General features: G+C 54.2%; 27 protein-coding genes and 1 tRNA gene. 17 read left to right on the top strand and 11 right to left on the bottom strand.

The features are described from left to right. Positions 1-173: 173 nt before the first annotated feature. The 3 genes from speA to yqgG form a co-directional block, all read right to left on the bottom strand. A complete protein-coding gene (gene speA / locus F3J26_RS18220; RefSeq protein ID WP_008461567.1) occupies positions 174-2,150 on the bottom strand; it encodes a biosynthetic arginine decarboxylase in 1,977 nt (658 codons plus the stop codon). Continuing rightward, positions 2,143-2,283, bottom strand: coding sequence for an acid stress response protein YqgB (yqgB, locus tag F3J26_RS18215; RefSeq protein ID WP_442892300.1), 141 nt, complete (start codon positions 2,281-2,283; stop codon positions 2,143-2,145). Before yqgB ends, speA begins: the two co-directional genes overlap by 8 nt. Positions 2,284-2,390: 107 nt before the next feature. Further along, the gene (yqgG, locus tag F3J26_RS22880) at positions 2,391-2,546 is read right to left on the bottom strand and encodes a small protein YqgG (RefSeq protein ID WP_502706588.1); all 156 of its coding nucleotides are present in this window, start codon (positions 2,544-2,546) and stop codon (positions 2,391-2,393) included. A gap of 427 nt (positions 2,547-2,973) precedes the next feature. On the opposite strand from yqgG, the gene metK reads away from it, so the two are divergent. From metK to ruvX, 8 genes are all read left to right on the top strand, one after another. Further along, positions 2,974-4,128, top strand: coding sequence for a methionine adenosyltransferase (metK, locus tag F3J26_RS18210; RefSeq protein ID WP_008461565.1), 1,155 nt, complete (start codon positions 2,974-2,976; stop codon positions 4,126-4,128). A gap of 394 nt (positions 4,129-4,522) precedes the next feature. After that, complete coding sequence (locus F3J26_RS18205) at positions 4,523-5,917, top strand: sugar porter family MFS transporter (protein WP_008461563.1); 1,395 nt, start codon at positions 4,523-4,525, stop codon at positions 5,915-5,917. Between the two features lie 70 nt (positions 5,918-5,987). Then, positions 5,988-6,503 (top strand): SprT family zinc-dependent metalloprotease, encoded by a 516-nt coding sequence (locus tag F3J26_RS18200; RefSeq protein WP_166995248.1) that lies wholly within the window; start codon positions 5,988-5,990, stop codon positions 6,501-6,503. Positions 6,504-6,595: 92 nt separating this feature from the next. Further along, positions 6,596-7,303, top strand: a complete 708-nt coding sequence (endA, locus tag F3J26_RS18195; protein ID WP_166878139.1) for a deoxyribonuclease I — start codon at positions 6,596-6,598, stop codon at positions 7,301-7,303. Between the two features lie 145 nt (positions 7,304-7,448). Then, on the top strand, positions 7,449-8,180 hold the full coding sequence (gene rsmE / locus F3J26_RS18190; RefSeq protein WP_166995246.1) for a 16S rRNA (uracil(1498)-N(3))-methyltransferase: 732 nt from the start codon (positions 7,449-7,451) through the stop codon (positions 8,178-8,180). A 12-nt stretch (positions 8,181-8,192) separates the two neighbouring features. Beyond that, positions 8,193-9,140: a glutathione synthase gene (gene gshB, locus F3J26_RS18185; protein ID WP_008461555.1), complete on the top strand. Its 948-nt coding sequence runs from the start codon at positions 8,193-8,195 to the stop codon at positions 9,138-9,140. Positions 9,141-9,287: 147 nt separating this feature from the next. Continuing rightward, positions 9,288-9,851 (top strand): YqgE/AlgH family protein, encoded by a 564-nt coding sequence (locus tag F3J26_RS18180; RefSeq protein ID WP_008461552.1) that lies wholly within the window; start codon positions 9,288-9,290, stop codon positions 9,849-9,851. Beyond that, positions 9,851-10,270: a Holliday junction resolvase RuvX gene (ruvX, locus tag F3J26_RS18175; protein ID WP_008461550.1), complete on the top strand. Its 420-nt coding sequence runs from the start codon at positions 9,851-9,853 to the stop codon at positions 10,268-10,270. Before F3J26_RS18180 ends, ruvX begins: the two co-directional genes overlap by 1 nt. Positions 10,271-10,275: 5 nt before the next feature. On the opposite strand, the gene F3J26_RS18170 is transcribed toward ruvX, so the two are convergent. The 3 genes from F3J26_RS18170 to F3J26_RS18160 form a co-directional block, all read right to left on the bottom strand. After that, complete coding sequence (locus F3J26_RS18170; RefSeq protein WP_166995305.1) at positions 10,276-10,731, bottom strand: type II toxin-antitoxin system HicB family antitoxin; 456 nt, start codon at positions 10,729-10,731, stop codon at positions 10,276-10,278. 23 nt (positions 10,732-10,754) lie between these two features. Continuing rightward, entirely contained in the window at positions 10,755-10,937 is a 183-nt protein-coding gene (locus tag F3J26_RS18165; protein ID WP_166995303.1) for a type II toxin-antitoxin system HicA family toxin, read from the bottom strand. A 61-nt stretch (positions 10,938-10,998) separates the two neighbouring features. After that, positions 10,999-12,024 (bottom strand): type IV pilus twitching motility protein PilT, encoded by a 1,026-nt coding sequence (locus tag F3J26_RS18160; protein ID WP_166995245.1) that lies wholly within the window; start codon positions 12,022-12,024, stop codon positions 10,999-11,001. A 16-nt stretch (positions 12,025-12,040) separates the two neighbouring features. Here F3J26_RS18160 and F3J26_RS18155 point away from each other — a divergent pair, with 16 nt between their 5' ends. Genes F3J26_RS18155 through hemW form a run of 5 tightly spaced genes read left to right on the top strand, consistent with a single transcriptional unit; the run spans position 12,041 to position 15,362 of the window. Continuing rightward, positions 12,041-12,745, top strand: coding sequence for a YggS family pyridoxal phosphate-dependent enzyme (locus F3J26_RS18155; protein ID WP_008461545.1), 705 nt, complete (start codon positions 12,041-12,043; stop codon positions 12,743-12,745). 24 nt (positions 12,746-12,769) lie between these two features. Continuing rightward, positions 12,770-13,324, top strand: a complete 555-nt coding sequence (locus F3J26_RS18150) for a YggT family protein (RefSeq protein WP_008461544.1) — start codon at positions 12,770-12,772, stop codon at positions 13,322-13,324. Beyond that, entirely contained in the window at positions 13,321-13,620 is a 300-nt protein-coding gene (yggU, locus tag F3J26_RS18145) for a DUF167 family protein YggU (RefSeq protein WP_008461542.1), read from the top strand. The genes F3J26_RS18150 and yggU overlap by 4 nt, the downstream gene beginning before the upstream one ends. A 13-nt stretch (positions 13,621-13,633) precedes the next feature. Further along, the gene (locus tag F3J26_RS18140; RefSeq protein WP_166995243.1) at positions 13,634-14,227 is read left to right on the top strand and encodes an XTP/dITP diphosphatase; all 594 of its coding nucleotides are present in this window, start codon (positions 13,634-13,636) and stop codon (positions 14,225-14,227) included. Further along, positions 14,220-15,362, top strand: coding sequence for a radical SAM family heme chaperone HemW (gene hemW / locus F3J26_RS18135; RefSeq protein WP_166995241.1), 1,143 nt, complete (start codon positions 14,220-14,222; stop codon positions 15,360-15,362). Before F3J26_RS18140 ends, hemW begins: the two co-directional genes overlap by 8 nt. A gap of 158 nt (positions 15,363-15,520) precedes the next feature. Here hemW and F3J26_RS18130 read toward each other — a convergent pair whose 3' ends face one another. From F3J26_RS18130 to trmB, 3 genes are all read right to left on the bottom strand, one after another. Next, entirely contained in the window at positions 15,521-16,237 is a 717-nt protein-coding gene (locus F3J26_RS18130) for a DUF2884 family protein (protein ID WP_166995239.1), read from the bottom strand. Between the two features lie 68 nt (positions 16,238-16,305). Then, complete coding sequence (locus F3J26_RS18125; protein WP_008461534.1) at positions 16,306-16,632, bottom strand: YggL family protein; 327 nt, start codon at positions 16,630-16,632, stop codon at positions 16,306-16,308. Continuing rightward, positions 16,632-17,351, bottom strand: a complete 720-nt coding sequence (gene trmB, locus F3J26_RS18120) for a tRNA (guanosine(46)-N7)-methyltransferase TrmB (protein WP_166995237.1) — start codon at positions 17,349-17,351, stop codon at positions 16,632-16,634. Before trmB ends, F3J26_RS18125 begins: the two co-directional genes overlap by 1 nt. A gap of 155 nt (positions 17,352-17,506) precedes the next feature. Between trmB and mutY the strand changes: the two genes are divergently transcribed. Genes mutY through mltC form a run of 3 tightly spaced genes read left to right on the top strand, consistent with a single transcriptional unit; the run spans position 17,507 to position 19,990 of the window. Next, positions 17,507-18,589, top strand: a complete 1,083-nt coding sequence (gene mutY / locus F3J26_RS18115; RefSeq protein ID WP_205246554.1) for an A/G-specific adenine glycosylase — start codon at positions 17,507-17,509, stop codon at positions 18,587-18,589. A 2-nt stretch (positions 18,590-18,591) separates the two neighbouring features. Further along, positions 18,592-18,867, top strand: coding sequence for an oxidative damage protection protein (locus F3J26_RS18110; protein ID WP_008461529.1), 276 nt, complete (start codon positions 18,592-18,594; stop codon positions 18,865-18,867). Positions 18,868-18,910: 43 nt separating this feature from the next. After that, positions 18,911-19,990: a membrane-bound lytic murein transglycosylase MltC gene (mltC, locus tag F3J26_RS18105; protein ID WP_008461527.1), complete on the top strand. Its 1,080-nt coding sequence runs from the start codon at positions 18,911-18,913 to the stop codon at positions 19,988-19,990. A gap of 122 nt (positions 19,991-20,112) precedes the next feature. On the opposite strand, the gene F3J26_RS18100 is transcribed toward mltC, so the two are convergent. Beyond that, positions 20,113-22,248 (bottom strand): ornithine decarboxylase, encoded by a 2,136-nt coding sequence (locus tag F3J26_RS18100; protein ID WP_166995233.1) that lies wholly within the window; start codon positions 22,246-22,248, stop codon positions 20,113-20,115. Between the two features lie 432 nt (positions 22,249-22,680). Here F3J26_RS18100 and F3J26_RS18095 point away from each other — a divergent pair. Then, positions 22,681-22,756: transfer RNA gene (locus F3J26_RS18095), tRNA-Phe, on the top strand. A gap of 717 nt (positions 22,757-23,473) precedes the next feature. On the opposite strand, the gene F3J26_RS18090 is transcribed toward F3J26_RS18095, so the two are convergent. Further along, positions 23,474-24,418 carry a hypothetical protein gene (locus tag F3J26_RS18090; protein ID WP_166995231.1) on the bottom strand — a complete coding sequence of 315 codons (945 nt, stop codon included), beginning with the start codon at positions 24,416-24,418 and terminating at the stop codon, positions 23,474-23,476. Between the last annotated feature and the right edge of the window lie 155 nt (positions 24,419-24,573).

Here is a 24,573-nt window from a genome sequence, read left to right as displayed (position 1 = left end):
AACGCCTAAAAAAAATCCCCTCCGCGTCGTTAAACCCGACGAGGAAGGGATTGGATTGGGTGACTACTATTTATTGCGCGGATTATCGCCGCTAATTCATACAGGTTCAAGAGAGTATAGGCTATTACACGCTCTTTGCCCCTCTCCCTGAAGAGGAGAGGGAAAGCGATAGCTTACTCGTCTTCCAGATACGTATAACCGTACAGACCCGCTTCGAACTCTTCGAGGAACTGCTGCTGCAGCGCATCGTCAAGGCCGGTGTTCTTGACCTGGTCGCGGAACTGAGTCAGCAGCTTGTTCGGATCGAGCTGCACGTACTGCAGCATGTCCGCCACGGTATCGCCTTCGTCAGACAGTTCAACTTCCACGGAGCCATCAGGGAAGACGAAGACGTCCACCGCTTCGGTGTCACCGAACAGGTTGTGCATGTTGCCCAGGATTTCCTGGTACGCACCCACCATGAAGAAGCCCAGCATCGGTGGGTTCTCCGGATCGTATTCCGGCATCGGCATCGTCGTGGCTATGCCGTCGCCATCAATATAGTGGTCAATTGCCCCATCGGAGTCGCAGGTAATGTCCAGCAGCACCGCGCGGCGCTCAGGCGCGTGATTCAACCCTTCCAGCGGCAGTACCGGGAAAAGCTGATCGATCCCCCACGCATCCGGCATCGACTGGAACAGCGAGAAGTTGACGTACATTTTGTCCGCCATGCGCTCCTGCAGTTCATCGATAATTGGACGGTGTGCGCGGTTGCTTGGATCTAGCTGCTTCTGCACGTCGTGGCACATGTTCAGGTAAAGCTGTTCTGCCCAGGCACGCTCCTGCAGGCTATATGCCCCGGAGGAGTAGCCGACGTGGATATCGTGCAGGTCCATCTGGCTGTCGTGCAACCATTCACGCAGCGAGCGGCGAGTCCCAGGCTGATGCATCTCCTCCCAGGTTTCCCACATGCTTTGCAGTGCGCGAGGGGCGTCAACCGCAGGTGGAGTTGCTTCGGTATATTCGTTACGCTCCACGCCGATAATATTGGAAACCAGCACGGTATGGTGCGCGGTCACGGCGCGGCCAGACTCGGTGATCACCGTCGGGTGCGGCAGACCATTTTCTTCACAGGCATCGCCAATTGCCCAAATAATATTGTTCGCGTATTCATTCAGGCCGTAGTTAACGGAGCAGTCGGACTGGGAGCGAGTCCCTTCGTAGTCCACGCCCAGGCCACCGCCAACGTCGAAGCACTGAATGTTCACGCCCAGCTTATGCAGCTCAACGTAGAAGCGCGCCGACTCACGAACGCCGGTGGCGATATCGCGAATGTTCGCCATCTGCGAACCCAGGTGGAAGTGCAGCAGTTGAATGCTGTCCAGGCGGCCGCGTTCACGCAGGATTTCCACCAGCTGCAGAACCTGGTTTGCCGCCAGGCCAAATTTGGACTTCTCACCGCCGGAGGACTGCCATTTACCGGATCCCTGAGAGGCCAGACGTGCGCGAACGCCTAGGCGAGGAATCACATTCAGTCGCTCGGCTTCTTCCAGCACGATGCCAATTTCGGACATCTTCTCGATAACCAGGTAGACCTTATGGCCCATCTTCTCGCCGATCAGCGCCAGGCGGATGTATTCGCGGTCTTTATAGCCGTTACAGACGATAACCGACCGGGTCATGCCCGCGTGCGCCAATACGGCCATCAGCTCGGCTTTAGAACCGGCTTCCAGGCCCAGCGGTTCGCCGGAATGAATCAGCGACTCAATCACACGGCGGTGCTGGTTAACTTTGATCGGGTAAACCAGAAAATAGTCGCCGTTGTAGCCGTAGGATTCACGCGCACGCTTAAAGGCGGCGTTAATCGAACGCAGGCGGTGCTGCAGGATCTGCGGGAAGCAGAACAGCGCAGGCAAGCGCTGGCCCTGAGCTTCACGCGCTTTCACCAGCTCGGCGAGATCCACGCGAGCTTCCGGAACGTCCGGATCCGGGCAAACGCTAATATGGCCCAGTTCGTTAACGTCGTAATAATTATTGCCCCACCAGGCAATATTGTATGTACGCAGCATCTTGCTGGCTTCCTCGGAGCTCATGGCAACCTCCTGAATGGAACGATGTACATCCTGCTCGCCCACTGACGAACCCGAAACAGAAGTGATTTTGTCAGTCATGGCGAACCTCAAATTTTGTCGATTGTGCAAAACAGTTGACTACTATCGCAGGGGTATCCTGCAATAACAACCCATTAACAGCGCGCATTGACAGCACAAGACGCTGACAGCCAGGCTGTGCGACCGGTTTCATTTTCATATCATTGTAAAACACGTATCCGAACCCTGTATGACAGGACGGCGAAACCACGAGAAAACTCTTGTAATACAAGAGCGCCCTTGTTCAGTTACCACGGCGGATTACAGACCGGCCCGGGGATCCTGAGAAGCGCCGAGATGGGTAAAACATCGGCAAGTTTGAAAACATGAGATGCAGGCTGCGAGGAGCATACGCGCGCCAGAACGGCGTGCTGGGTTATGTGAATGACGGCGGTTCATTACTTGTATCACCTCCACGCATACGTTGAATATGTATGCGACAAGCCAAAGCTGCGAACACTGTACCTGACAGGCTCTAAATAATTGCTCAACCCGGCTGGAAGTGGGCAACACGAATCGTGTGCTTTTGATTAAGCCGCGCGCGCCGCTTTATACCCATATAAGGGGTAAAAAGCAAAACAAAATGTGTAAATTGCCAGCAGTGTCAGCTCCACTTTCCACTCAAGATTTATCACATGTTGCCGTTACCCTAAAAAATTCTGGCTATCTGCCGATTGTCTAATCTAAAATGGCCGTCCAGATGTTAATCCATCTATACTGATTAACTGTTAGACTGCCTGTTTTTCAATCTGTGGCAATAAGTTCCCGGGTTGGTCTATCTCGCCACCGCTGTGGCGTAGAGCAGCAGCCTGAACTAAATAAATCCTCTTAGGGTGAAGAAAATATGGCTAAACACCTCTTTACGTCCGAGTCTGTATCTGAAGGGCATCCTGATAAAATCGCTGACCAAATCTCCGACGCCGTCCTTGACGCAATCCTCGAGCAGGATCCGAAAGCACGCGTAGCCTGTGAGACCTACGTCAAAACCGGTATGGTTCTGGTTGGCGGCGAAATCACCACCAGCGCGTGGGTTGATATCGAAGAAATCACCCGCAAAACCGTGCGTGAAATCGGCTATGTGCATTCAGATATGGGCTTTGACGCCAACTCCTGCGCTGTTCTGAGCGCGATTGGTAAACAATCCCCGGACATCAATCAGGGCGTTGACCGTACCGATCCGCTGGAACAGGGTGCGGGCGATCAGGGCCTGATGTTTGGCTATGCGACCAACGAAACCGACGTGCTGATGCCAGCGCCAATCACCTACGCCCACCGTCTGGTGCAGCGTCAGGCTGAAGTGCGCAAAAACGGCACCCTGCCGTGGCTGCGCCCGGACGCGAAAAGCCAGATCACCTTCCAGTACGACGATGGTAAAATCGTCGGTATTGATGCGGTAGTGTTGTCCACTCAGCACTCTGAAGACATCGCGCTGAAAGACCTGCAGGAAGCGGTGATGGAAGAGATCATCAAACCAGTTCTGCCGGGCGAGTGGCTGAACGCCTCCACCAAATACCACATCAACCCAACTGGCCGTTTTGTTATCGGTGGCCCAATGGGTGACTGCGGTCTGACCGGGCGTAAAATCATCGTTGATACCTACGGCGGTATGGCTCGTCACGGTGGCGGCGCATTCTCAGGTAAAGATCCGTCTAAAGTTGACCGTTCTGCTGCCTATGCTGCGCGTTATGTCGCGAAAAACATCGTCGCCGCTGGCCTGGCTGACCGCTGCGAAATTCAGGTTTCTTACGCTATCGGCGTGGCAGAACCTACTTCCATCATGGTGGAAACCTTCGGTACCGAGAAAATCTCTACCGAGCAGCTGACCCTGCTGGTACGCGAGTTCTTCGACCTGCGTCCATACGGCCTGATTCAGATGCTGGATCTGCTGCATCCGATCTACAAAGAAACCGCCGCATACGGTCACTTTGGTCGCGAACATTTCCCATGGGAAAAAACCGACAAAGCCGCACTGCTGCGTGAAGCCGCTGGCCTGAAATAACCCGCCACCGCTTTGTACTTTAAAGGCCAGCTTATGCTGGCCTTTTGCTTTTTGGTTCTGTACCTACAGATTTCTCTTCTCCTGGCTCCCTGCTATCACCGGCAACAATTTGAAACCGATTACACATAACAGGAATAGCCTTTATTGCCACTTTTATTCATATGTGCGTTCAGGCACATCATTTGTTACATAACAGCTCATCAAACACCGATTTTTAACCGCAGGACGGATTTTATTAGCCGTAAATTCCCTGTCTTATCAACATTAAGTTTCCTCTCAATTTAGACCTCTAGTGTAAACGATTACATCACTGTGATTATCATCACACACTTCCGCCGTTTACTGCCCTACCCTTAAAAACGTCAAATCCGAAAAAATCCACGTGGAGGGCGATATGCCTGACAATAAAAAAACCGGGCGCTCCAACAAAAGCATGACCTTTTTTGTCTGCTTCCTCGCCGCGCTCGCCGGCCTGCTGTTCGGCCTGGACATTGGGGTGATTGCCGGTGCGCTGCCGTTTATCGCTAAAGACTTTGCCATCACCTCCCACACCCAGGAATGGGTGGTGAGTTCGATGATGTTCGGGGCAGCCGTCGGGGCCATCGGCAGCGGCTGGCTCTCTTTCAAACTGGGGAGAAAATACAGCCTGATGATAGGTGCCGTGCTGTTTGTGCTCGGTTCCCTGTTCTCGGCCTTTGCGCCCAATGTTGAAGTGTTGATCGTGTCTCGTGTCCTGCTGGGCCTGGCCGTTGGCGTCGCTTCCTACACCGCCCCGCTTTACCTGTCAGAGATTGCGCCGGAGAAGATCCGTGGCAGCATGATCTCCATGTACCAACTGATGATCACCATCGGTATTCTGGGCGCTTATCTCTCCGATACAGCTTTCAGCTACACCGAATCCTGGCGCTGGATGCTGGGCGTGATCACCCTTCCCGCTCTGCTACTGCTGGTTGGCGTGTTCTTCCTGCCGGACAGTCCGCGCTGGTTTGCCGCCAAGCGCCGCTTCCACGATGCTGAACGCGTGCTGCTGCGCCTGCGCGATACCAGCGCAGAGGCGAAACGTGAGCTGGAAGAAATCCGCGAAAGCCTGAAGGTGAAACAAAGCGGGTGGTCGCTGTTTAAGGACAACTCGAACTTCCGCCGGGCGGTCTTTCTTGGCGTATTGCTGCAGGTCATGCAGCAGTTCACCGGCATGAACGTCATCATGTACTACGCACCAAAAATCTTCGAAATTGCCGGGTTCGCGAATACCACGCAGCAAATGTGGGGCACCGTGATCGTGGGCCTGATTAACGTGCTGGCTACCTTTATTGCTATCGGTCTGGTTGACCGCTGGGGACGTAAACCTACGCTGGTGCTCGGCTTCCTGGTCATGGCCGTCGGCATGGGCGTGCTGGGCACCATGCTACACGTCGGCATCCATTCCCAGGGCGCGCAGTACTTTGCGGTTGCCATGCTGCTGATGTTTATCGTTGGCTTCGCCATGAGCGCTGGCCCGCTGATTTGGGTGCTGTGCTCGGAAATCCAGCCGCTCAAAGGGCGCGATTTCGGCATCACCTGCTCCACCGCCACCAACTGGATTGCCAATATGATTGTCGGCGCCACCTTCCTGACTATGCTGAACACGCTGGGCAACGCTAACACCTTCTGGGTTTATGCGGCGCTGAACCTGTTCTTTATCGTCCTGACGCTGTGGCTTATTCCTGAGACGAAACATGTCTCTCTGGAACACATCGAACGTAACCTGATGAAAGGCCGTAAATTACGCGAAATCGGCGCACACAACTGAGTCCTGAAAGCCCCTCCCGGTAACGGGAGGGGCTTGCACCGCGCTTCCTGCCCCATTATTCTCTGCCGTTATGAAAGCCCTCAGACTCCCTATCGCTCTCCAGCAAGCCGTTATGCGCTGCCTGCGTGAAAAACTTCAGCAGGCCAACGCGCATTTAGGCACTCATTATCCTGAGCCCAAAGTGGTCTATCATCAGCGCGGCACCGCCGCCGGCACTGCCTGGCTGGAAAGCAACGAAATTCGCCTGAATCCGGTGCTGCTGATGGAAAATCAGCAGGCTTTTGTCGAAGAAGTTGTCCCCCATGAGCTGGCTCACCTGCTGGTATGGAAGCACTTTGGCCGCGTCGCCCCCCACGGCAAGGAATGGAAATGGATGATGGAAACCGTGCTCGGCGTCCCTGCCCGCCGCACGCATAAATTTGAAGTCGATTCGGTACGCAAAAATACCTTCCCCTACCGCTGCCCTTGCCAGCAGCATCAGCTCACCGTGCGCCGCCACAATCGGGTGCTGCGCGGCGAAGCCGAATATCGCTGCACTCATTGCGGCCAGTTATTAAAAATCGACGTTACAACCCCATGTAATTAATCGTTTATTTCTGGAATTTTTACACTGCCCCTGATTGAAACTGGATATCCGATCAGGTAGGGTGCGGGCACGTTTTAGTAAGGATTCTGGAAATGTCTCGCAAAATTTCTTGGGCTGTTGCATTCGTTGCAGCCTTCAGTTCGCTTCCCGCCTTCAGCAACGGCATCAATAGCTTCGCACAAGCCAAAACCGCAGGCGTCAAGGTCAACGCCGATGCTCCGGGCGACTTCTACTGCGGCTGTAAAATTAGTTGGCAGGGTAAAAAGGGTATCCCGGACCTGGAGTCCTGTGGCTATAAAGTGCGGAAGAATGAAAACCGGGCCACCCGCATTGAATGGGAGCACGTCATGCCTGCCTGGCAGTTCGGCCACCTGCTGCAGTGCTGGCAAGACGGCGGACGTAAAAACTGCGCCAAAGATCCGGTATACCGCAAAATAGAAAGCGATATGCATAACCTGCAGCCTGCCGTGGGCGAGGTTAACGCCGACAGAAATAACTTCATGTACAGCCAATGGAACGGCGGCGAAGGCCAATACGGCCAGTGCGCAATGAAAATTGATTTTAAGGATAAAGTGGCCGAGCCGCCGGAACGCGCTCGAGGCGCAATTGCGCGCACTTATTTCTACATGCGCGACCAATACCAGCTGTCGCTTTCTCGCCAGCAGACTCAATTATTCCAGGCCTGGGATAAACGCTACCCGGTCAACACCTGGGAGTGCGAGCGGGATGAGCGCATTGCGAAAGTCCAGGGCAATCATAATCCATATGTGCTGCGGGCTTGCCAGGCGCGAAACAGCTAACCTACACTAGCGGCAATTCTTTATTTGCTGTGACGAATATCGCCCTCGACCTACAGAACAAGGGGGCGAAAATCCCCTCTCCCTTTTTGGGATAGAGTCAGGATAAGAGCCCATTCCTGCAGCGCAACTAACCGGAACTCACTTCATGCGTATACCCCGCATTCACCATCCTGAAAATCTTTCCGTTGGCCAGGACGTTGCCCTGAGCGAAGATGCGGCTAACCACGTTGGACGCGTGCTGCGCATGAGCGCGGGCCAGGCTATTCAGCTGTTCGACGGCAGCAATCAGGTGTTCGACGCGGAAATCGTGCAGGCGGATAAAAAAAGCGTGCGCGTTAAAATCCTGGCGGGCAACGAGGACGACCGTGAGTCACCGCTCTGGCTGCATCTCGGCCAGGTCATGTCCCGCGGTGAAAAAATGGAATTCACCATTCAGAAGGCCGTGGAACTGGGTGTGAACGAGATCACCCCATTGTTTTCCGAACGCTGCGGGGTAAAACTGGATGCGGAAAGGCTGAACAAGAAACTCCAGCAGTGGCAAAAGATTGCGATTGCCGCCTGCGAACAATGCGGCCGCAACCGGGTGCCAGACATTCGCCCGGCGATGGATCTGGCCGCCTGGTGCGCCGAGCAGGATGACGCCCTGAAGCTCAATCTGCATCCGCGAGCCAGCGCCAGTATCAACACTCTGCCGCAGCCGGTCGAGCGCGTCCGCCTGCTGATTGGCCCGGAAGGCGGCCTGTCTGCAGATGAGATTGCCATGACCGCAGAGCACCAATTTACTGATATTCTGTTGGGACCGCGCGTTCTGCGTACTGAGACCACCGCGCTCACCGCCATCACCGCACTGCAGGTGCGCTTTGGCGACCTGGGCTAAAGGAGAACAACAATGATCAAGCTCGGCATCGTGATGGACCCCATCGCACACATCAACATTAAAAAAGACTCCAGCTTCGCCATGCTGCTGGAAGCGCAGCGTCGTGGTTACGAACTGCACTACATGGAAATGGCCGACCTGTATCTGAACAACGGCGAAGCGCGTGCCCGCACGCGCCTGCTCAGCGTCGAGCAGAACTACGATAAGTGGTATGAGTTTGGCACCGAGCAAGATATCGCCCTGGCCGATCTGAACGTGGTACTGATGCGCAAAGACCCGCCGTTCGACACTGAATTTATCTACGCGACCTATATTCTTGAGCGCGCAGAAGAGAAAGGCACGCTGATCGTTAACAAACCGCAGAGCCTGCGCGACTGTAACGAAAAGCTGTTCACCGCCTGGTTTGCCGACTTAACGCCGGAAACGCTGGTCACCCGTAACAAAGCTCAGCTGAAAGCCTTCTGGCAGCAGCACGGCGACATCATTATGAAACCGCTGGACGGTATGGGTGGCGCCTCTATTTTCCGCGTGAAACAGGATGACCCAAACATCGGCGTTATCGCCGAAACGCTGACCGAACTGGGTACCCGCTACTGCATGGCGCAGAACTACCTGCCTGCCATTAAAGACGGTGATAAACGCGTGCTGGTGGTCGACGGCGAGCCGGTACCTTACTGCCTGGCTCGTATTCCGCAGGGTGGTGAGACCCGCGGTAACCTGGCCGCCGGTGGCCGTGGTGAACCACGTCCGTTGACCGACAGCGACTGGGAAATTGCCCGCCGCGTTGGGCCTACGCTGAAAGCCAAAGGGCTGATTTTTGTTGGTCTGGATATTATCGGCGATCGCCTGACCGAGATTAACGTCACCAGCCCAACCTGCATCCGCGAAATCGAAGCTGAATTCCCTGTGTCGATCACCGGGATGCTGTTCGACGCCATCGAAAAACGCCTCGCTCACTAAGCGCATCTGGCGGGTAGCTGTTACCCGCCTTCCCCCTTCGAAGGCACGATTCACGGCGGGTAGCCCGCCCTCCTTCATTAGTGGTAAGCTGGCCACACTTCGCGCAGCCACTGCCGCTTTTATCAACCGGGATCAGAACCTCTGACAATGAATTTACAGCATCACTTTCTTATTGCCATGCCGGCTCTCCAGGACCCTTTATTTAAGCGCTCCGTAGTTTATATCTGTGAATACAACGATGAAGGCGCGATGGGCATTATCATCAATAAACCGCTGGAAAACCTGCAGGTGGATGGCGTTCTCGAAAAGCTAAAAATAGAACCAGACCCGCGCGACGCTACGATTCGACTGGATAAACCCGTATTTATCGGCGGCCCGCTGGCGGAAGATCGCGGGTTTATTCTGCACTCACCGCCGGACAACTTCGGCTCAAGCATTCGCATCTCCGACGACACGGTGATTACAACTTCCCGTGATGTGCTGGAAACGTTAGGCACGGCCAAACAGCCGAAAGAGGTGATTGTTGCCCTCGGCTATGCTTCCTGGGAAAAGGGGCAGCTTGAACAGGAGATCATGGAAAACTCATGGCTGACGGCTCCTGCTTCGCCTGAGATCTTGTTCCATACGCCCATTTCAGAGCGCTGGCGCGAGGCCGCCCGTCTGATTGGTATCGATATCCACACCATGCCAAGCGAAGCGGGGCACGCCTGATGAGCAGTGGAACTTTAATGGCTTTTGACTTCGGCACCAAAAGTATCGGCGTCGCCATCGGCCAGCGCATTACCGGCACTGCGCGCCCGTTAACCGCGCTTAAGGCGCAGGACGGCACTCCGGACTGGAATGCGGTAGAAAAAATCCTGAAGGAGTGGCAGCCGGAAGAAGTCGTTGTCGGCCTGCCGCTGAACATGGATGGCACCGAACAACCCCTGACGGCGAGAGCCCGCAAGTTTGCGAACCGCCTGCACGGCCGCTTTGGCGTGAAAGTCTCCCTGCAGGACGAGCGGCTGAGCACCGTCGAAGCCCGCGCCGGGTTATTCGAACACGGTGGTTTCCGCGCCCTCAACAAAGGCAGCATCGACTCCGCTTCTGCGGTGATTATTCTTGAAAGCTGGTTCGAGTACCACCCGTGAAGGGCTTAACTGCCGGGCGCGTCGTTCCCTGCGTTCAGCAGTTCATGCCTTGCGGCAATCGCCAAAAAATGGCTGCGGTCCCGGTAGCCTGAAGAGGGCTGTTTTACCCGGGAATCAATACGCCGCAGCAGCGCGTCTGGCAGCATGATGTTTAGCCGCTGCTGCTTTCCTTCCAGCGCGGATAAATCCACATCAACCAGCAGCCATTGCTGGCAGTAGCCGTACTCCGGGTCTGCGGCATAAGCAAAAGGCCCCGCATCACACAGTTGAGTAATGTCTTTGCCGCTCTCCACCATTAAATCCACAATCGACAGCACCGCATCCTGCACCATCGGGGCGATATCCGCCTGACTGTCTGCGGCCGATACGCAGCCAAATTCATCATTGCATAGCGCGGGCACGACCAGGCCAAACGCTTCGTTTTCAGTTGCGGGTAATTCCACACCAACGGAAAAAAACATCATCAACCTCCGGCAGCGACAGGCTAAATGCCTGCCATTTTACGAATGGATTTGACGGTACCGACGGGCAAATCCTTTTTGGGATGCGGAACGGGGAACGTTTTTCCGGTTGTAGGTGACCACCAGATCCAGTGGCTACCCCCAGAACGCCTGACGGGTTCGCACCCCGTGGCCCTCAATTCCTTTATCAGCTCAGCAGAGGTCATCATGCTCTCCCTGAATGATGGATAATATACACACCAATACACATTACGGCAATAAAAGCGTTCAAAATGTCGCCTCCCATGGCACGCTGAATTCCCGATCGTGTCCAACAATCTTACCTTCACGCAGCAGCAGCGCCTCGCTCTGGGCAAAGCTTTGCATGCCATGCTGCTGGCCGGTTTGCAGCACGCCAGGCAGTTGATGCGTCTTCCCCTCACGAATCAAATTTGCCACAGCCGGGGTATTGACCAACAGTTCGTACAGCGCCACCCGGCCACCGTCAGTCGCCGGTACAAGCTTTTGTGCCAGCACCGCTTTCAGGCTTCCGGCAAGCTGAGTTTGAATCAGGCTTTTCTCCTGAGCAGGGAACACGTCCACCAGCCGTTCTACCGCCTGAGCAGCACCGCGTGTGTGTAATGTCGCCAGAACCAAATGCCCTGTTTCTGCCGCGGTCAGCGCCAGGCCAATAGTCTCACTATCCCTGAGCTCACCCAGCAGAATGACGTCCGGATCTTCCCTTAAAGCGGCTTTTAGCGCTGCTGCATAGCTTTCACAGTGCAGGCCGGGCTCGCGCTGCTGAATCAGGCAGCGGCCAGAGGCGTGAATAAATTCGATGGGGTCTTCCAGCGTTAGCACATGGCCGTCAAGATGCTGATTGAGATGCTGAATCATCGCGGCAAGGGTTGTAGACTTCCCGCTCCCGGTAGCACCAGTCACCAGTATCAGCCCTTCACTTTCCCGTAAAAGCGCCTTCAGTTGGGAGGGTGCGCCAAGCGTATGCAGATCCGGGCAAGAAGATGCGAGTAATCTAAGCGCCAGCGAATAACCTTCCTGATGGAGAAAAGCATTGCCGCGTAGCCTGATGCCGTTCGCGAGCGTGAGGGAAAAATCGAGCTGGCCGGCGCGACTAAGCTGCAACTTTTGCTCCTCATTTAACCATCCGTTGAGAACCTCTTCGACTTCCGGCACCTTCTCCGGGCACGCTTCCAGCCTGCCACACTTTCGCCAGCGTGCCGCCTGGCGCGCGCACAGGTGTAGATCGGAGACATTATGCTTTACACTAAGGGCCACAATTTCTTCGATATCCATATCACTTCCAACGATCATGAATGAGATAGCGCACAATCTGGCACAGGTACATGGGAAAATCTCAGCCGCTGCGGCACGTTGCGGCAGAAGCCCCGAAGAAGTGACTCTGCTTGCAGTCAGCAAAACCAAGCCTGCGAGCGCCCTCGCAGAAGCGATTGCTGCCGGGCAACGCGCCTTTGGCGAAAACTATGTGCAGGAAGGCGTGGATAAGATTCACCACTTTGCTGAACAAGGTGTAACAGGGCTGGAGTGGCACTTTATCGGGCCGCTGCAGTCGAATAAAAGCCGCCTTGTGGCGGAGAATTTTGACTGGTGCCATACCGTCGATCGGCTGAAAATTGCCAGTAGACTCAGCGAACAACGCCCGTCGACGTTGCCGCCGCTAAACGTACTGATTCAAATTAATATCAGCGACGAAAACAGTAAGTCCGGCATCGCGCTGAGTGAGCTGGAGCAGTTAGCTGCCGAAGTGGCGGCCTTACCGGGACTGACGCTGCGAGGCCTGATGGCCATCCCTGCGCCAGAACCGGATTACGAGCGCCAGCTTACCGTTTGCCGCAAAATGGCAGAGGCCTGTAATGCACTCAAAGCCCGCTTTACCACGATCGATACATTATCTCTCGGCATGACCGATGACATGGAAGCCGCGATTGCCGCAGGCAGCACCATGGTGCGCATTGGAACCGCTATTTTCGGCGCGCGGGATTATCCCGCTCGTTAATCACCATCATTTTTGAGGAAAACCATGCTTACGTTGACTTTCCTGGTCAAAACCCTGATTGAGCTTTACGTAATGGTGCTGCTTATCCGTATCTGGATGCAGTGGGCGCGCTGTGATTTCTACAACCCGTTTGCCCAGTTCATCGTTAAAGTTACCCAGCCCGTTGTCGGACCGCTTCGTCGCGTACTGCCATCCCTGGGCCCTATTGACACCTCATCCCTGCTGGTGGCATTTATACTCACCACGCTGAAATTCCCTATTCTGCTGCTGATCCAGTCCGGCGGGCTGTCGCTCGATCCATTAAACTTACTCATCGGCGTGCTGTCGCTGCTGAAATCAGCCGGTACCCTGGTGTTCTGGGTGATCATCGTTCGTTCCCTGATGAGCTGGATAAGCCAGGGCCGCAGCCCTATTGAATACGTGCTGATGCAAATGACCGAGCCAATGATGGCGCCGATTCGCCGCATCTTGCCTGCGATGGGCGGCATTGATTTCTCCGCCATGGTGGTCATTCTTATTCTTTATGCGCTGAATTACCTCGGTATGGACCTGTTCCCTGGCCTTTGGTACGCGATTTGAGTGCTGTGACACAGCAGCCTGACGGGCTGGTTCTGCGGCTGTATATTCAGCCCAAGGCCAGCCGCGATAGCCTGGTCGGTATGCATGGCGACGAGTTAAAAGTCGCCATCACCGCACCACCGGTAGACGGGCAGGCCAACGCTCACCTGGTAAAATATCTGGCCAAACAATTCAGGGTAGCGAAAGGCCAGGTCGTGATAGAGAAAGGCGAACTTGGTCGCCATAAACAAGTTAAAATTATCGGCCCGCAGCAGATCCCGACGGAAGTCGCGGCATTGATTGCCCCCCTCGAATAACACAGGACTGACTATGCAAAAAGTCGTATTAGCTACCGGTAACGCCGGTAAAGTGCGTGAACTCGCCAATCTGCTGGCGGATTTTGGCTTCGATGTGGTCGCTCAAACCGAGCTGAACGTAGAGTCTGTCGAAGAGACCGGCCTGACCTTTATTGAGAATGCGATTCTCAAGGCTCGCCATGCGGCTAAAGTGACCGGGCTACCGGCGCTGGCCGACGATTCCGGCCTGGCGGTGGATGCGCTGGGCGGCGCACCGGGTATCTATTCCGCACGCTACGCGGGCGAGGATGCCAGCGATCGGCAGAACCTCGACAAGCTTCTGGAAGCGCTCAACGACGTGCCGGACGATAAACGCCAGGCTCAGTTCCACTGCGTGCTCGTCTATATGCGTCACGCGGAAGACCCAACGCCGCTGGTGTTTCACGGTAGTTGGCCGGGCGTGATTACCCAGGCGCCAGCAGGGCAAGGTGGCTTTGGCTACGATCCTATCTTCTACGTTCCTTCCGAGGGTAAAACCGCGGCGGAGCTAACCCGCGATGAAAAGAGCGCGATCTCCCACCGTGGGCAAGCGCTGAAACTGTTACTGGAAGCAATGCGTAATGGCTAATTTGCCACCTCTTAGTCTCTACATTCACATCCCGTGGTGCGTACAGAAGTGCCCGTACTGTGACTTCAACTCCCACGCGCTGAAAGGCGACGTGCCGCACGACGAGTACGTGAGCCATCTGCTGCACGATCTCGACCGCGACGTGGCGCTTGCTCAGGGGCGTGAGGTAAAGACTATTTTCATTGGCGGCGGTACGCCAAGCCTGCTCTCCAGCGAAGCCATGCAAACGTTGCTGGACGGCGTGCGCTCACGCCTGAAGCTGGCAGACGACGCAGAAATCACCATGGAAGCCAACCCCGGCACGGTCGAAGCCGACCGCTTTGTTGGCTACCAGAAAGCGGGTGTGAATCGTATTTCTATCGGCGTTCAGAGCTTTAGCGAGCCCAAATTAAAGCGCCTGGGCCGTATTCATGATGCGGGTGAAGCCAAACGTGCCGCGAACCTGGCAAGCGGCCTGGGGCTGCGCAGCTTTAACCTTGACCTGATGCACGGCCTACCTGACCAGTCGCTCGAAGAGGCATTGGACGATCTGCGCCAGGCCATTGCCCTGAATCCCCCGCATCTTTCCTGGTATCAGTTGACCATCGAGCCGAACACGCTGTTTGGATCACGTCCGCCGAAGTTACCGGACGACGACGCGCTGTGGGATATCTTCGAGCAAGGCGATAAGCTACTGACCGCTGCGGGCTACCAGCAATACGAAACCTCAGCCTATGCTAAGCCCGGTTATCAGTGTCAGCACAACCTGAACTACTGGCGCTTTGGCGACTATTTGGGGATTGGCTGCGGCGCGCACGGCAAAATCACCTTCCCGGACGGGCGCATTACGCGCACGGCGAAAACGCGCCATCCGCGCGGCTACATGGAAGGAAAGTACCTCGACCGCCAGCATGACGTTGAGCAGGCAGACAAACCGTTCGAATTCTTTATGAACCGTTTCCGCCTGCTGGAGGCCGCACCACGCAGTGAGTTCACGCTTTATACCGGTTTAGATGAAGCGATAATTCGCCCGCAGTTGGATGAGGCGCTGGCGAAAAACTATATGACGGAAACGGATGAACACTGGCAGATAACCGAGCACGGGAAACTGTTTTTAAATTCCCTGCTGGAGCTGTTTTTAGCCGACGAAGCGTAAGTTTTTACCCTCACCCCGGCCCTCTCCCAGAGGGAGAGGGGGAAAACAAGTGATGGGCGACATGACTTATTCCCTCTCTCTTTGAGGGAAAAACAGGCGACGGGGAACATGGTTTATCCCCTCTCCCCTTAGGGGAGAGGGTTAGGGTGAGGAGAAAATTACTTCAGCGCCCCCACAAGCCCTTTACGCTGATTTTCCAGCGACACCACCCGGTTACACACCTCGTGGCCGAACTGTTCAAAATCAGCCTGCTGATTATTCCATTCGTTCTGAACCGCCGTTTGCAGACCGCCCAGGTTACCCAGTACATTCTGCAGCGGGTTGCCGCCGCCTTTCAGCACCGCCTGCGCGCCCATTTCATTAATGCTGTCCTGCAGAATGCCGCCCATCGCCTGGTTCACCAGCTGCTGGCCATCGGCTCTTACCTGATCGACCGCTTTATAATGGAACGTCAGCCCGTCCTGGCGGCGCTCAATAATCCGGTTCATCTGCTCTTTTAGCTGGGCATCCAGCTTGGTCAGGCGATTACGCATGCTGCTGCTTTCCCCGACCTGTTTAGCAATAATGCCGTCCAGCGCGACGCGGCTTTTCTCTACGCGAGAGCGAGCCCCATTATCGATCCACGGTAAATCCGTGCGCAGGGCTTTCTGGTAGTTCAGCGCCTGCTGGCGCTGTGCGGATGTCAGCGTCTTCTGAACACCGTTGTATTGCACGCTGCCGTCAGGCGCGATGACCAGATTGCCGTTCTCACCCACAACCTGCACGGACTGCGGGTTAATCACCACGTCATCACGTGGATTGACGCTGCACTGATAGTCCGCGTGTGCCGAAGCGGCGGTGACCAGCAGCGCGCCTAAAAGGACCTTACGGATCATATTTTCTCCTGAAAAATCAGCTCCTGAAAAAAAGGCCGGTTAATTAACCAGCCTGTTTTTGCTAAAGCTTAATCCCACCAGACGTCGAACAGATCGCTGATGCGAACATCTTCGAGTTTGCGGTCTTCTAACCATTTACGCACCAGCGCCTGATGCTCTTCGGTGCATTTGCCAATCTCTTCCATGCACACCAGACCTTCCCAGACCAGGTAACCGCTGCCGTCAAACGCCAGCTTGTTCGGCGCGATCACTTCGGCGATCAGCTCGTCCACGGTTTTATCAATTTGCTCTTCGGAAGTGCCCTCCGGGAAGCGCCAGGCAATCGAGAAGCCCAGTTCCTGGAACTCTTCGATATGCATTTTCTTACGCAGACGACGGCTACGATTCTTTGCCATTATTTCACCCTCTCGAACATTAAGTCCCATACGCCGTGACCAAGACGATGGCCACGTTGTTCAAATTTGGTTACCGGACGTGAGTCCGGACGCGGTACGTAGTCGTGACTCTCCGACTGGTTTTTATACCCTTCGATAGAGGACATCACTTCGAGCATATGTTCAGCATAAGGTTCCCAGTCGGTGGCCATATGGAACACGCCGCCCAACTTCAGCTTGCGTTTCACCAGGTCAGCAAACGGTGCCTGAACGATACGGCGTTTATTATGACGTGCTTTATGCCATGGATCAGGGAAAAACAGCTGAACCATGTTCAAAGAATTGTCAGGAATCATGTTTTCCAGCACTTCCACCGCGTCGTGGCACATCACACGGAGGTTCTCCACGCCAGCCTCATGCGCGGTGCCCAGGCAGGCGCCCACGCCCGGCGAATGCACTTCAATACCGAGATAGTTATGCTGCGGATTGGTTTGTGCCATGGTTACCAGCGAGGTGCCCATACCAAAACCGATCTCCAGCGTGACCGGCGCTTCGCGGCCAAAAATCTCGCTAAAGTCGGCAGGCTCGGCCTGGAACTCAACGCCCATCACCGGCCAGTAGTTATCCAGCGCGTGCTGCTGGCCTTTTGTCAGACGCCCCTGGCGACGGACAAAGCTGCGGATGCGGCGCAGCACACGGCCTTCTTCATTAAATTCCGGTGAAATGACGTCATTCTTCATGGTTTTCTTAACGCTTCGCTTAGTGTTCGGGAAACGGGCATTATCCAAAGTTAAGGATGAGAAGCAAGTGGCAGAAAGTTCCGGTTTACAGCTTTACGCCGCTGTGCTGGAATCGGCTCCTTTATTACACCTTTGCCGGATATCCCGCGTTGACCATGCAAGCTCCTCAATTCGCCCAACAAGTCCTCGACTGGTACCACAAGTATGGGCGCAAAACCCTGCCGTGGCAGCAGGAGAAAACGCCTTATAAAGTATGGCTCTCTGAGGTAATGTTGCAACAAACCCAGGTCGCGACGGTCATCCCTTATTTTGAGCGCTTTATGGCGCGTTTCCCCACCGTGACCGACCTGGCGAACGCCCCGCTGGACGAAGTGCTGCACCTGTGGACGGGGCTGGGCTATTACGCTCGTGCGCGCAATCTGCATAAAGCCGCTAAACACGTTGCCGATAAACACGGTGGCGTTTTCCCTGAAACGTATGACGAAGTGGCCGACCTGCCTGGCGTCGGGCGCTCAACCGCAGGCGCGATTCTGTCTCTTTCGTTGGGTAAACACTTCCCGATTCTCGATGGCAACGTAAAGCGCGTGCTCGCCCGTTGCTATGCCGTTTCCGGCTGGCCGGGCAAAAAAGAGGTTGAAAACCGCCTCTGGGAAATCAGCGAACGCGTAACCCCTGCACAGGGCGTTAGCCAGTTTAATCAGGCGATGATGGACCTCGGGGCCATGGTCTGCACCCGCTCAAAGCCAAAATGCGAGCTTTGCCCGCTGAACAACGGCTGCGTGGCCTATGCCAACCACAGCTGGGCGAACTATCCCGGCAAGAAGCCTAAAGTGACGCTGCCTGAACGCACCGGTTATATGCTGATGATGCAGCATGGCGATGAAGTCTTCCTGGCGCAGCGCCCGGCGGTCGGGCTATGGGGAGGCCTATTCTGCTTCCCACAGTTCGCTGAAGAACAGGAATTACATCGCTGGCTGGAGCAGAGAGGTATTCCGGCAGATAATCTCACGCAGTTAACGGCTTTCCGCCACACCTTTAGCCATTTCCATTTAGACATTGTGCCGATGTGGCTTCCGGTGTCGTCCATGGACGCCTGCATGGATGAAGGCCCCGCTCTCTGGTATAACTTAGGCCAGCCACCGTCTGTCGGGCTGGCGGCTCCCGTGGAACGCCTGCTACAACAATTACGAGCCGAACCGGTTGTCTTAGCGCCCGTTCGTGCCGAAGAAGAGGAATAATCATGAGCAGAACGATTTTTTGTACTTACCTGCAGCGCGATGCTGAAGGCCAGGATTTCCAGCTGTACCCGGGCGAACTGGGCAAGCGGATCTACAACGAAATCTCCAAAGAAGCCTGGGCGCAGTGGCAGTCCAAGCAGACCATGCTGATCAATGAAAGAAAGATGAGCATGATGAACCCGGAACACCGCAAAGAGCTGGAAAACGAGATGGTCAATTTCCTGTTTGAAGGGAAAGAAGTCCATATCGAAGGCTTCACCCCGCCAGAAAAACAGTAATCGTCGGCACCTTTTTGCAAACACAACACGCATACACGGAATGATGAAAAAACTTCTCGCGCTGGCTCTCGTGGCCCCGTTGCTGATCTCCTGCTCCAGTAAAAAAGGCGATGACGCTTTTAACGAAGCCTACGTAAAGGACACCAACGGGTTTGATATTTTGATGGGGCAGTTTGCCAACAACATTGAAAATATCTGGGGTATGAAAGAGGTCCTGATCGCAGGCCCGAAAGATTACGTCAAATACACCGACCAATATCTGACGCGTAGCCATATCAACTTTGATGAAGGTACCATCACCGTTGAGACCATCGCGGGCACCGATCCTGCCGCGCACCTGCGCCAGGCCATCATTACCACCCTGCTGATGGGGGACGATCCTGGCTCAATAGATCTCTATTCCGATGCCAACGACGTCCAGATCTCCAAAGAGCCGTTCCTTTACGGCCAGGTCGTGGATAACACTGGCCAGCCCATTCGCTGGGAAGGCCGTGCGACGAAGTTTGCCGACTATCTGCTGCAAACGCGCCTGCAAAAGCGCAGTACCGGGCTGAAAATCGTCTATAGCGTGACCATCAATCTTGTGCCTAACCACCTCGACAAACGAGCACATAAATACATCGGTATGGTGCGTAAAGCGTCGAAGAAATACGGCGTGGACGAGTCGCTGATTCTGGCCATCATGCAGACGGAATCCAGCTTCAACCCGTATGCGGTAAGCCACGCGGATGCACTGGGCCTGATGCAGGTTGTTCAGCACAGCGCCGGGGTTGACGTGTTTAAGGCGCAGGGTAAATGGGGCAAACCAAGCCGCAGCTTCCTGTTCGACCCGGAAAGCAACATTGATACCGGCACGGCCTATCTGGCGATTTTGCAGAACAGCTATCTGGGGCAGATTGATAACCCAACGTCACGTCGCTATGCGGTGATTACGGCCTATAACGGCGGCGCGGGCAGCGTGCTGCGGGTGTTCTCTAACGATAAGATGCAGGCGTTTAGCCTGATTAACAGCATGGCGCCGGGCGATGTCTATCAAACGTTGACCACGCGACATCCGTCCGCAGAGTCTCGTCGTTACCTGTACAAAGTGAATAACGCCCAGAAGAGCTATCGCCGGCGGTAATTTACCCTCACCCTAACCCTCTCCCTAAAAGGGAGAGGGGACTTTCCGGGAATACACTTCTTCACCCTTCTTTCCTCCCTCGCCCCCTTGGGGAGAGGGCTGGGGTGAGGGGCTATTCCCTCTTACTTCAGCATGTAGCCGTACAGCCGCTTAATGCCGTCCGAATCCGTCTCGCTGTACACGCCCTGCAGCTCAGGGGAGAAGCCTGGCAGCATATTCACGCCCTCTTCCAGCGCCAGGAAGTAACGCAGTGCCGCCCCGCCCCAAACTTCACCCGGCACCACGCAAAGCACGCCCGGAGGATAAGGCAACGCGCCTTCCGCCGCGATACGTCCTTCAGATTCGCTCAGGCGCACCAGCTCCACGTTGCCGCGAATAAACTCGATGTTTGCGTCCTGCGGGTTCACCACCACGGCAGGCAGGCTCTCCTTGCGGAACATCGCTTTCTGCAGCTCTTTAACCTCAAAACTCACGTACAGATCGTGCATCTCCTGGCAAAGCTGGCGCAGGGTGTAACCCTTGTAGCGCACCGGGTATTTCTGATAAATCGTGGGCAGCACATCCGCCAGCGGCGTGTCGTCCTCAATATGCTGTTCAAACTGCGCCAGCATGGCCACCAGTTGAGCCAGCTTCTCGTGGCTCTCCGCCGGGGTAAGCAGGAACAAGATCGAGTTAAGATCCGACTTTTCCGGCACAATTCCGTTTTCACGCAGATAGTTAGCGAGGATTGCCGCTGGCACACCGAACTCGGTGTAGCGCCCGGTTTCGGGATCGATGCCCGGCGTGGTTAGAAGCAGCTTGCAGGGATCGACAAAATATTCGTCCTTCGCATAACCTTCAAAACCGTGCCAGCGCTCACCGGGTTCAAAGCTGAAGAAGCGGCGCTCCTGAGCAATCTTCTCCGTGGGGTGATCCTGCCACGGCCGCCCGGCCACTTCCGGCGGAATAAACGGCTTGATCATCTTACAGTTGGCGATAATCGCCTTGCGCGCTTCAATGCCCAGTGCCACACATTCCGCCCACAGGCGACGACCACTTTCGCCCTCGTGGATCTTGGCATTTACATCCAGCGCGGCAAACAGCGGGTAAAACGGGCTGGTTGAAGCATGCAGCATGAAAGCATTGTTAAGCCGCTTGTGCGGGCAAAAACGGGCCTGACCGCGAAGATGGTTATCTTTCTTATGGATCTGCGAAGTCTGGGAGAATCCGGCCTGCTGCTTGTGAACCGACTGAGTGACAAAGATCCCCGGATCGTTTTCATTCAGCTCCAGTAACAGCGGCGAACAGTCCGCCATCATCGGAATAAACTGCTCGTAGCCGACCCAGGCCGAATCAAAGAGGATGTAATCGCACAGATGGCCGATGTTATCTACCACCTGGCGAGCGTTATAAATTGTGCCGTCATAGGTGCCGAGCTGGATCACCGCCAGGCGGAAAGGCCTTGCCTCCTGAGCTCGTTCAGGTGCCACTTCCGAAATCAGCTCCCGCAGGTATTTCTCATCAAAACAGTGCGCATCAATGCCGCCGATAAAGCCAAAGGGATTGCGGGAAGCTTCCAGATAAACCGGCGTAGCACCGGCCTGGATGAGTGCGCCGTGGTGGTTTGATTTATGGTTGTTGCGGTCAAACAGCACCAGATCGCCGCGTGTCAGCAGAGCATTGGTCACCACTTTGTTCGCCGCAGAGGTACCGTTAAGCACGAAATAAGTTTTGTCGGCGTGGAAAACTTTCGCGGCAAACTTCTGCGCGTGCTTAGCTGAGCCTTCGTGGATCAGCAGGTCACCCAGCTTAACGTCCGCGTTGCACATGTCTGCACGAAATACGTTCTCACCAAAGAAATCATAAAACTGCCGTCCCGCCGGGTGTTTTTTAAAGAATTTCCCGTGCTGGTGCCCAGGGCAGGCAAAAGTGCTGTTGTCCATCGCCACGTATTTGGTCAGCGTGTTGAAGAACGGTGGCAACAGATCTTCTTCGTAGCCGCTGGCCGCGGTTTCCAGCTCCAGATAATCCTGCGCTTTCCCGGCAATCACGCCGGTTACCGCAGGCAAACCGTCAACGGCGGTTTCGCTAAAAATAAACACCGGCAAATTAAAACCCGAGCGTTTAAGCAAGGCCAGAATGCCGCTGCGGCTGTCCGCAACGGAGATGACAACTGCCGCCACATCGGTGAAGTCGGTCTCGTCGAGCGTGACCACTTCACGATGCGTTGAGAGTAATGCAGCCACGTCGTGACTGGCGGCAATTTTCAGTGATTTCATAAGCACAAATCCCCGTCTGCAAGGATGAGTGAGTGCCATCCGGCACGGCAAAGGGAAAATTCCCCAACGAAGGCGTTCTGAAGGTCTTAGGTGTGAATCCACTTCGACCGCCAGACATCAGTAAAACCAGGCGATTCCTGATTTTACTGATGTCCTGCAGCGAGCAAGCATTGCCCTCACCGCATGGTGAGCAAGGGACTTCGGAAGGTTATAGCAGCACGGACGAGCGCCATCCCGAAAGATGCATGGGAATTGAGAGTGAACATCAAGGCGCCCCGTAGTGGATAAGAAAACTGGCGCAATCATGGCACCTTCTGCCAGGGGGTTCAACATGAAGTCTGTAACAGCCCGCACATAAATCAGGCAAACGCACCGTGCCGTGCAACAAAGCCATTGACGCGGAATGGGGTTTACGGTTTAATGCGCCCCGTTGCCCGGATAGCTCAGTCGGTAGAGCAGGGGATTGAAAATCCCCGTGTCCTTGGTTCGATTCCGAGTCCGGGCACCACTATTTAGAAGAACCCGCCTATGGCGGGTTTTTTGCTTTTGGCGAAACGGACTCTGCATCGAACTGAAAGTCGATTATTCGTCTCATCCCTGAGACTCACCCCATGAGGGGCCAGCGCAAGCGCTGTTCAAAAACGTTCCCGACGTTTTAGTATTCGTCTCATCCCTGAGACTCACCCCATGAGGGGCCAGCGCAAGCGCTGTTCAAAAACGTTCCCGACGTTTTAGTATTCGTCTCATCCCTGAGACTCACCCCATGAGGGGCCAGCGCAAGCGCTGTTCAAAAACGTTCCCGACGTTTTAGTATTCGTCTCATCCCCGAGACTCACCCCATAAGGGACCAGCGCAAGCGCTGTTCAAAAACGTTCCCGACGTTTTAGTATTCGTCTCATCCCCGAGACTCACCCCATAAGGGACCAGCGCAGGCGCTGTTCAAAAACGTTCCCGACGTTTTAGTATTCGTTTCATCCCTGAGACTCACCCCATAAGGGTCCAACGCAAGCGCTGTTCAAAAACGCTCCCGACGTTTTAGTATTCGTCTCATCCCTGAGACTCACCCCTTCGGGACCAGCGCAGGCGCTGTTCAAAAACGTTCCCGACGTTTTAGTATTCGTTTCATCCCTGAGACTCACCCCATAAGGGTCCAATGCAAGCGCTGTTCAAAAACGCTCCCGTTTTACACGATACAAATTTTCAGGGCTAATATTGAGAATGCATATTAGGCAAAACTATAATTTGATAATTTAAAAACTTCAGGAGAATAAGAGCTTTGCTCAAATCCAGCATTGATAATAACCTGGTTCAATGGATTTATGCGCAACAACCCTCCCTTCGACCAACAGCAAGTAAATTCATTAAGATTATTTACTCGCAGTAATTTTTTAATAAATTCTAAATCTTTAAGAACCATCTCTATCAGTTGAGGACCGACCCGTCCACTGGAGAGAAGACCTTTTATCCCTGCATAAAAAGGACGGTAAGATATTCCATTTAATCTGATTCTATCTGTTGCAGGAAGTCCAGAATATATATTCAGGCCAGTTCGCCCAACAACTAAAATCTCATTGTACTCGGCCGTAGTTTGTTGACGCCTAATTTGACGATGAATTTCCTCAACGGATAACAAAGTATTATAAGGTTTATTCATTCTAAAGTTACCTTTAGTAGGCCTATTTTTCCCTTGAAATATAGCGTCTGCCAAAGCGTAACTATCGACCAGTGCTCCTGAAGGAACAGCTCCCTCTCTACCCGCAAAATTAGGGAATGCCACATCCTGTAGGTGAGTGCCCAGAATATTTTGCACAGGTACATTTAAATCCAATGCAATAGGGAGCGGTGCTATACCACATCCCGCTAAACGAGCCGGTATTTTTTTTACAACGCAGCAGCATGAAATAACATCCCAACTATTTAAGATCGACTCAGCAGAACGTTGCTCGAATGGAGATATAACATTTCGACCAGCTCGACTCATACTACAGATGCCACTGATAGTATGAATAATTTTAAGATCTCCATTTATATCGATTCGCCGCCGCCAACCATCGAGTATTCTCTTGGTCTCTAGCTCACTATATCTTTTATTTAGATATTCATCTCTAAACCTTGCAATTTTATTCTTATCAAGTTTCTCGCCAAACTTTTTCAAGTTAATATTTAACATAAAAACCTTACATTAACAAATGGTGAACATTGAAAACACATTAAACACCATCAAATATAAATTCAACAAAAATTGGCTTAACTACTTCCAAATACGTTCATTAAAACATTAACATACATTAATTAAGACTCTTGTAACGCCATTAATTATTTTCA

It is taken from the genome of Enterobacter sp. Ap-867 (assembly GCF_011752855.1).
Classification (GTDB): domain Bacteria; phylum Pseudomonadota; class Gammaproteobacteria; order Enterobacterales; family Enterobacteriaceae; genus Cedecea.
This window is presented reverse-complemented; position numbering and strand designations above follow the sequence as displayed.

Bases quoted from the DNA above. Each gene is read 5' to 3' on its own strand.
- speA (WP_008461567.1), bottom strand. From the start codon at position 2,150: ATGACTGACAAAATCACTTCTGTTTCGGGTTCGTCAGTGGGCGAGCAG.
- yqgB (WP_442892300.1), bottom strand. From the start codon at position 2,283: ATGAAACCGGTCGCACAGCCTGGCTGTCAGCGTCTTGTGCTGTCAATG.
- metK (WP_008461565.1), top strand. From the start codon at position 2,974: ATGGCTAAACACCTCTTTACGTCCGAGTCTGTATCTGAAGGGCATCCT.
- F3J26_RS18205 (WP_008461563.1), top strand. From the start codon at position 4,523: ATGCCTGACAATAAAAAAACCGGGCGCTCCAACAAAAGCATGACCTTT.
- F3J26_RS18200 (WP_166995248.1), top strand. From the start codon at position 5,988: ATGAAAGCCCTCAGACTCCCTATCGCTCTCCAGCAAGCCGTTATGCGC.
- endA (WP_166878139.1), top strand. From the start codon at position 6,596: ATGTCTCGCAAAATTTCTTGGGCTGTTGCATTCGTTGCAGCCTTCAGT.
- rsmE (WP_166995246.1), top strand. From the start codon at position 7,449: ATGCGTATACCCCGCATTCACCATCCTGAAAATCTTTCCGTTGGCCAG.
- gshB (WP_008461555.1), top strand. From the start codon at position 8,193: ATGATCAAGCTCGGCATCGTGATGGACCCCATCGCACACATCAACATT.
- F3J26_RS18180 (WP_008461552.1), top strand. From the start codon at position 9,288: ATGAATTTACAGCATCACTTTCTTATTGCCATGCCGGCTCTCCAGGAC.
- ruvX (WP_008461550.1), top strand. From the start codon at position 9,851: ATGAGCAGTGGAACTTTAATGGCTTTTGACTTCGGCACCAAAAGTATC.
- F3J26_RS18170 (WP_166995305.1), bottom strand. From the start codon at position 10,731: ATGTTTTTTTCCGTTGGTGTGGAATTACCCGCAACTGAAAACGAAGCG.
- F3J26_RS18165 (WP_166995303.1), bottom strand. From the start codon at position 10,937: ATGACCTCTGCTGAGCTGATAAAGGAATTGAGGGCCACGGGGTGCGAA.
- F3J26_RS18160 (WP_166995245.1), bottom strand. From the start codon at position 12,024: ATGGATATCGAAGAAATTGTGGCCCTTAGTGTAAAGCATAATGTCTCC.
- F3J26_RS18155 (WP_008461545.1), top strand. From the start codon at position 12,041: ATGAATGAGATAGCGCACAATCTGGCACAGGTACATGGGAAAATCTCA.
- F3J26_RS18150 (WP_008461544.1), top strand. From the start codon at position 12,770: ATGCTTACGTTGACTTTCCTGGTCAAAACCCTGATTGAGCTTTACGTA.
- F3J26_RS18140 (WP_166995243.1), top strand. From the start codon at position 13,634: ATGCAAAAAGTCGTATTAGCTACCGGTAACGCCGGTAAAGTGCGTGAA.
- hemW (WP_166995241.1), top strand. From the start codon at position 14,220: ATGGCTAATTTGCCACCTCTTAGTCTCTACATTCACATCCCGTGGTGC.
- F3J26_RS18130 (WP_166995239.1), bottom strand. From the start codon at position 16,237: ATGATCCGTAAGGTCCTTTTAGGCGCGCTGCTGGTCACCGCCGCTTCG.
- F3J26_RS18125 (WP_008461534.1), bottom strand. From the start codon at position 16,632: ATGGCAAAGAATCGTAGCCGTCGTCTGCGTAAGAAAATGCATATCGAA.
- trmB (WP_166995237.1), bottom strand. From the start codon at position 17,351: ATGAAGAATGACGTCATTTCACCGGAATTTAATGAAGAAGGCCGTGTG.
- mutY (WP_205246554.1), top strand. From the start codon at position 17,507: ATGCAAGCTCCTCAATTCGCCCAACAAGTCCTCGACTGGTACCACAAG.
- F3J26_RS18110 (WP_008461529.1), top strand. From the start codon at position 18,592: ATGAGCAGAACGATTTTTTGTACTTACCTGCAGCGCGATGCTGAAGGC.
- mltC (WP_008461527.1), top strand. From the start codon at position 18,911: ATGAAAAAACTTCTCGCGCTGGCTCTCGTGGCCCCGTTGCTGATCTCC.
- F3J26_RS18100 (WP_166995233.1), bottom strand. From the start codon at position 22,248: ATGAAATCACTGAAAATTGCCGCCAGTCACGACGTGGCTGCATTACTC.
- F3J26_RS18090 (WP_166995231.1), bottom strand. From the start codon at position 24,418: ATGTTAAATATTAACTTGAAAAAGTTTGGCGAGAAACTTGATAAGAAT.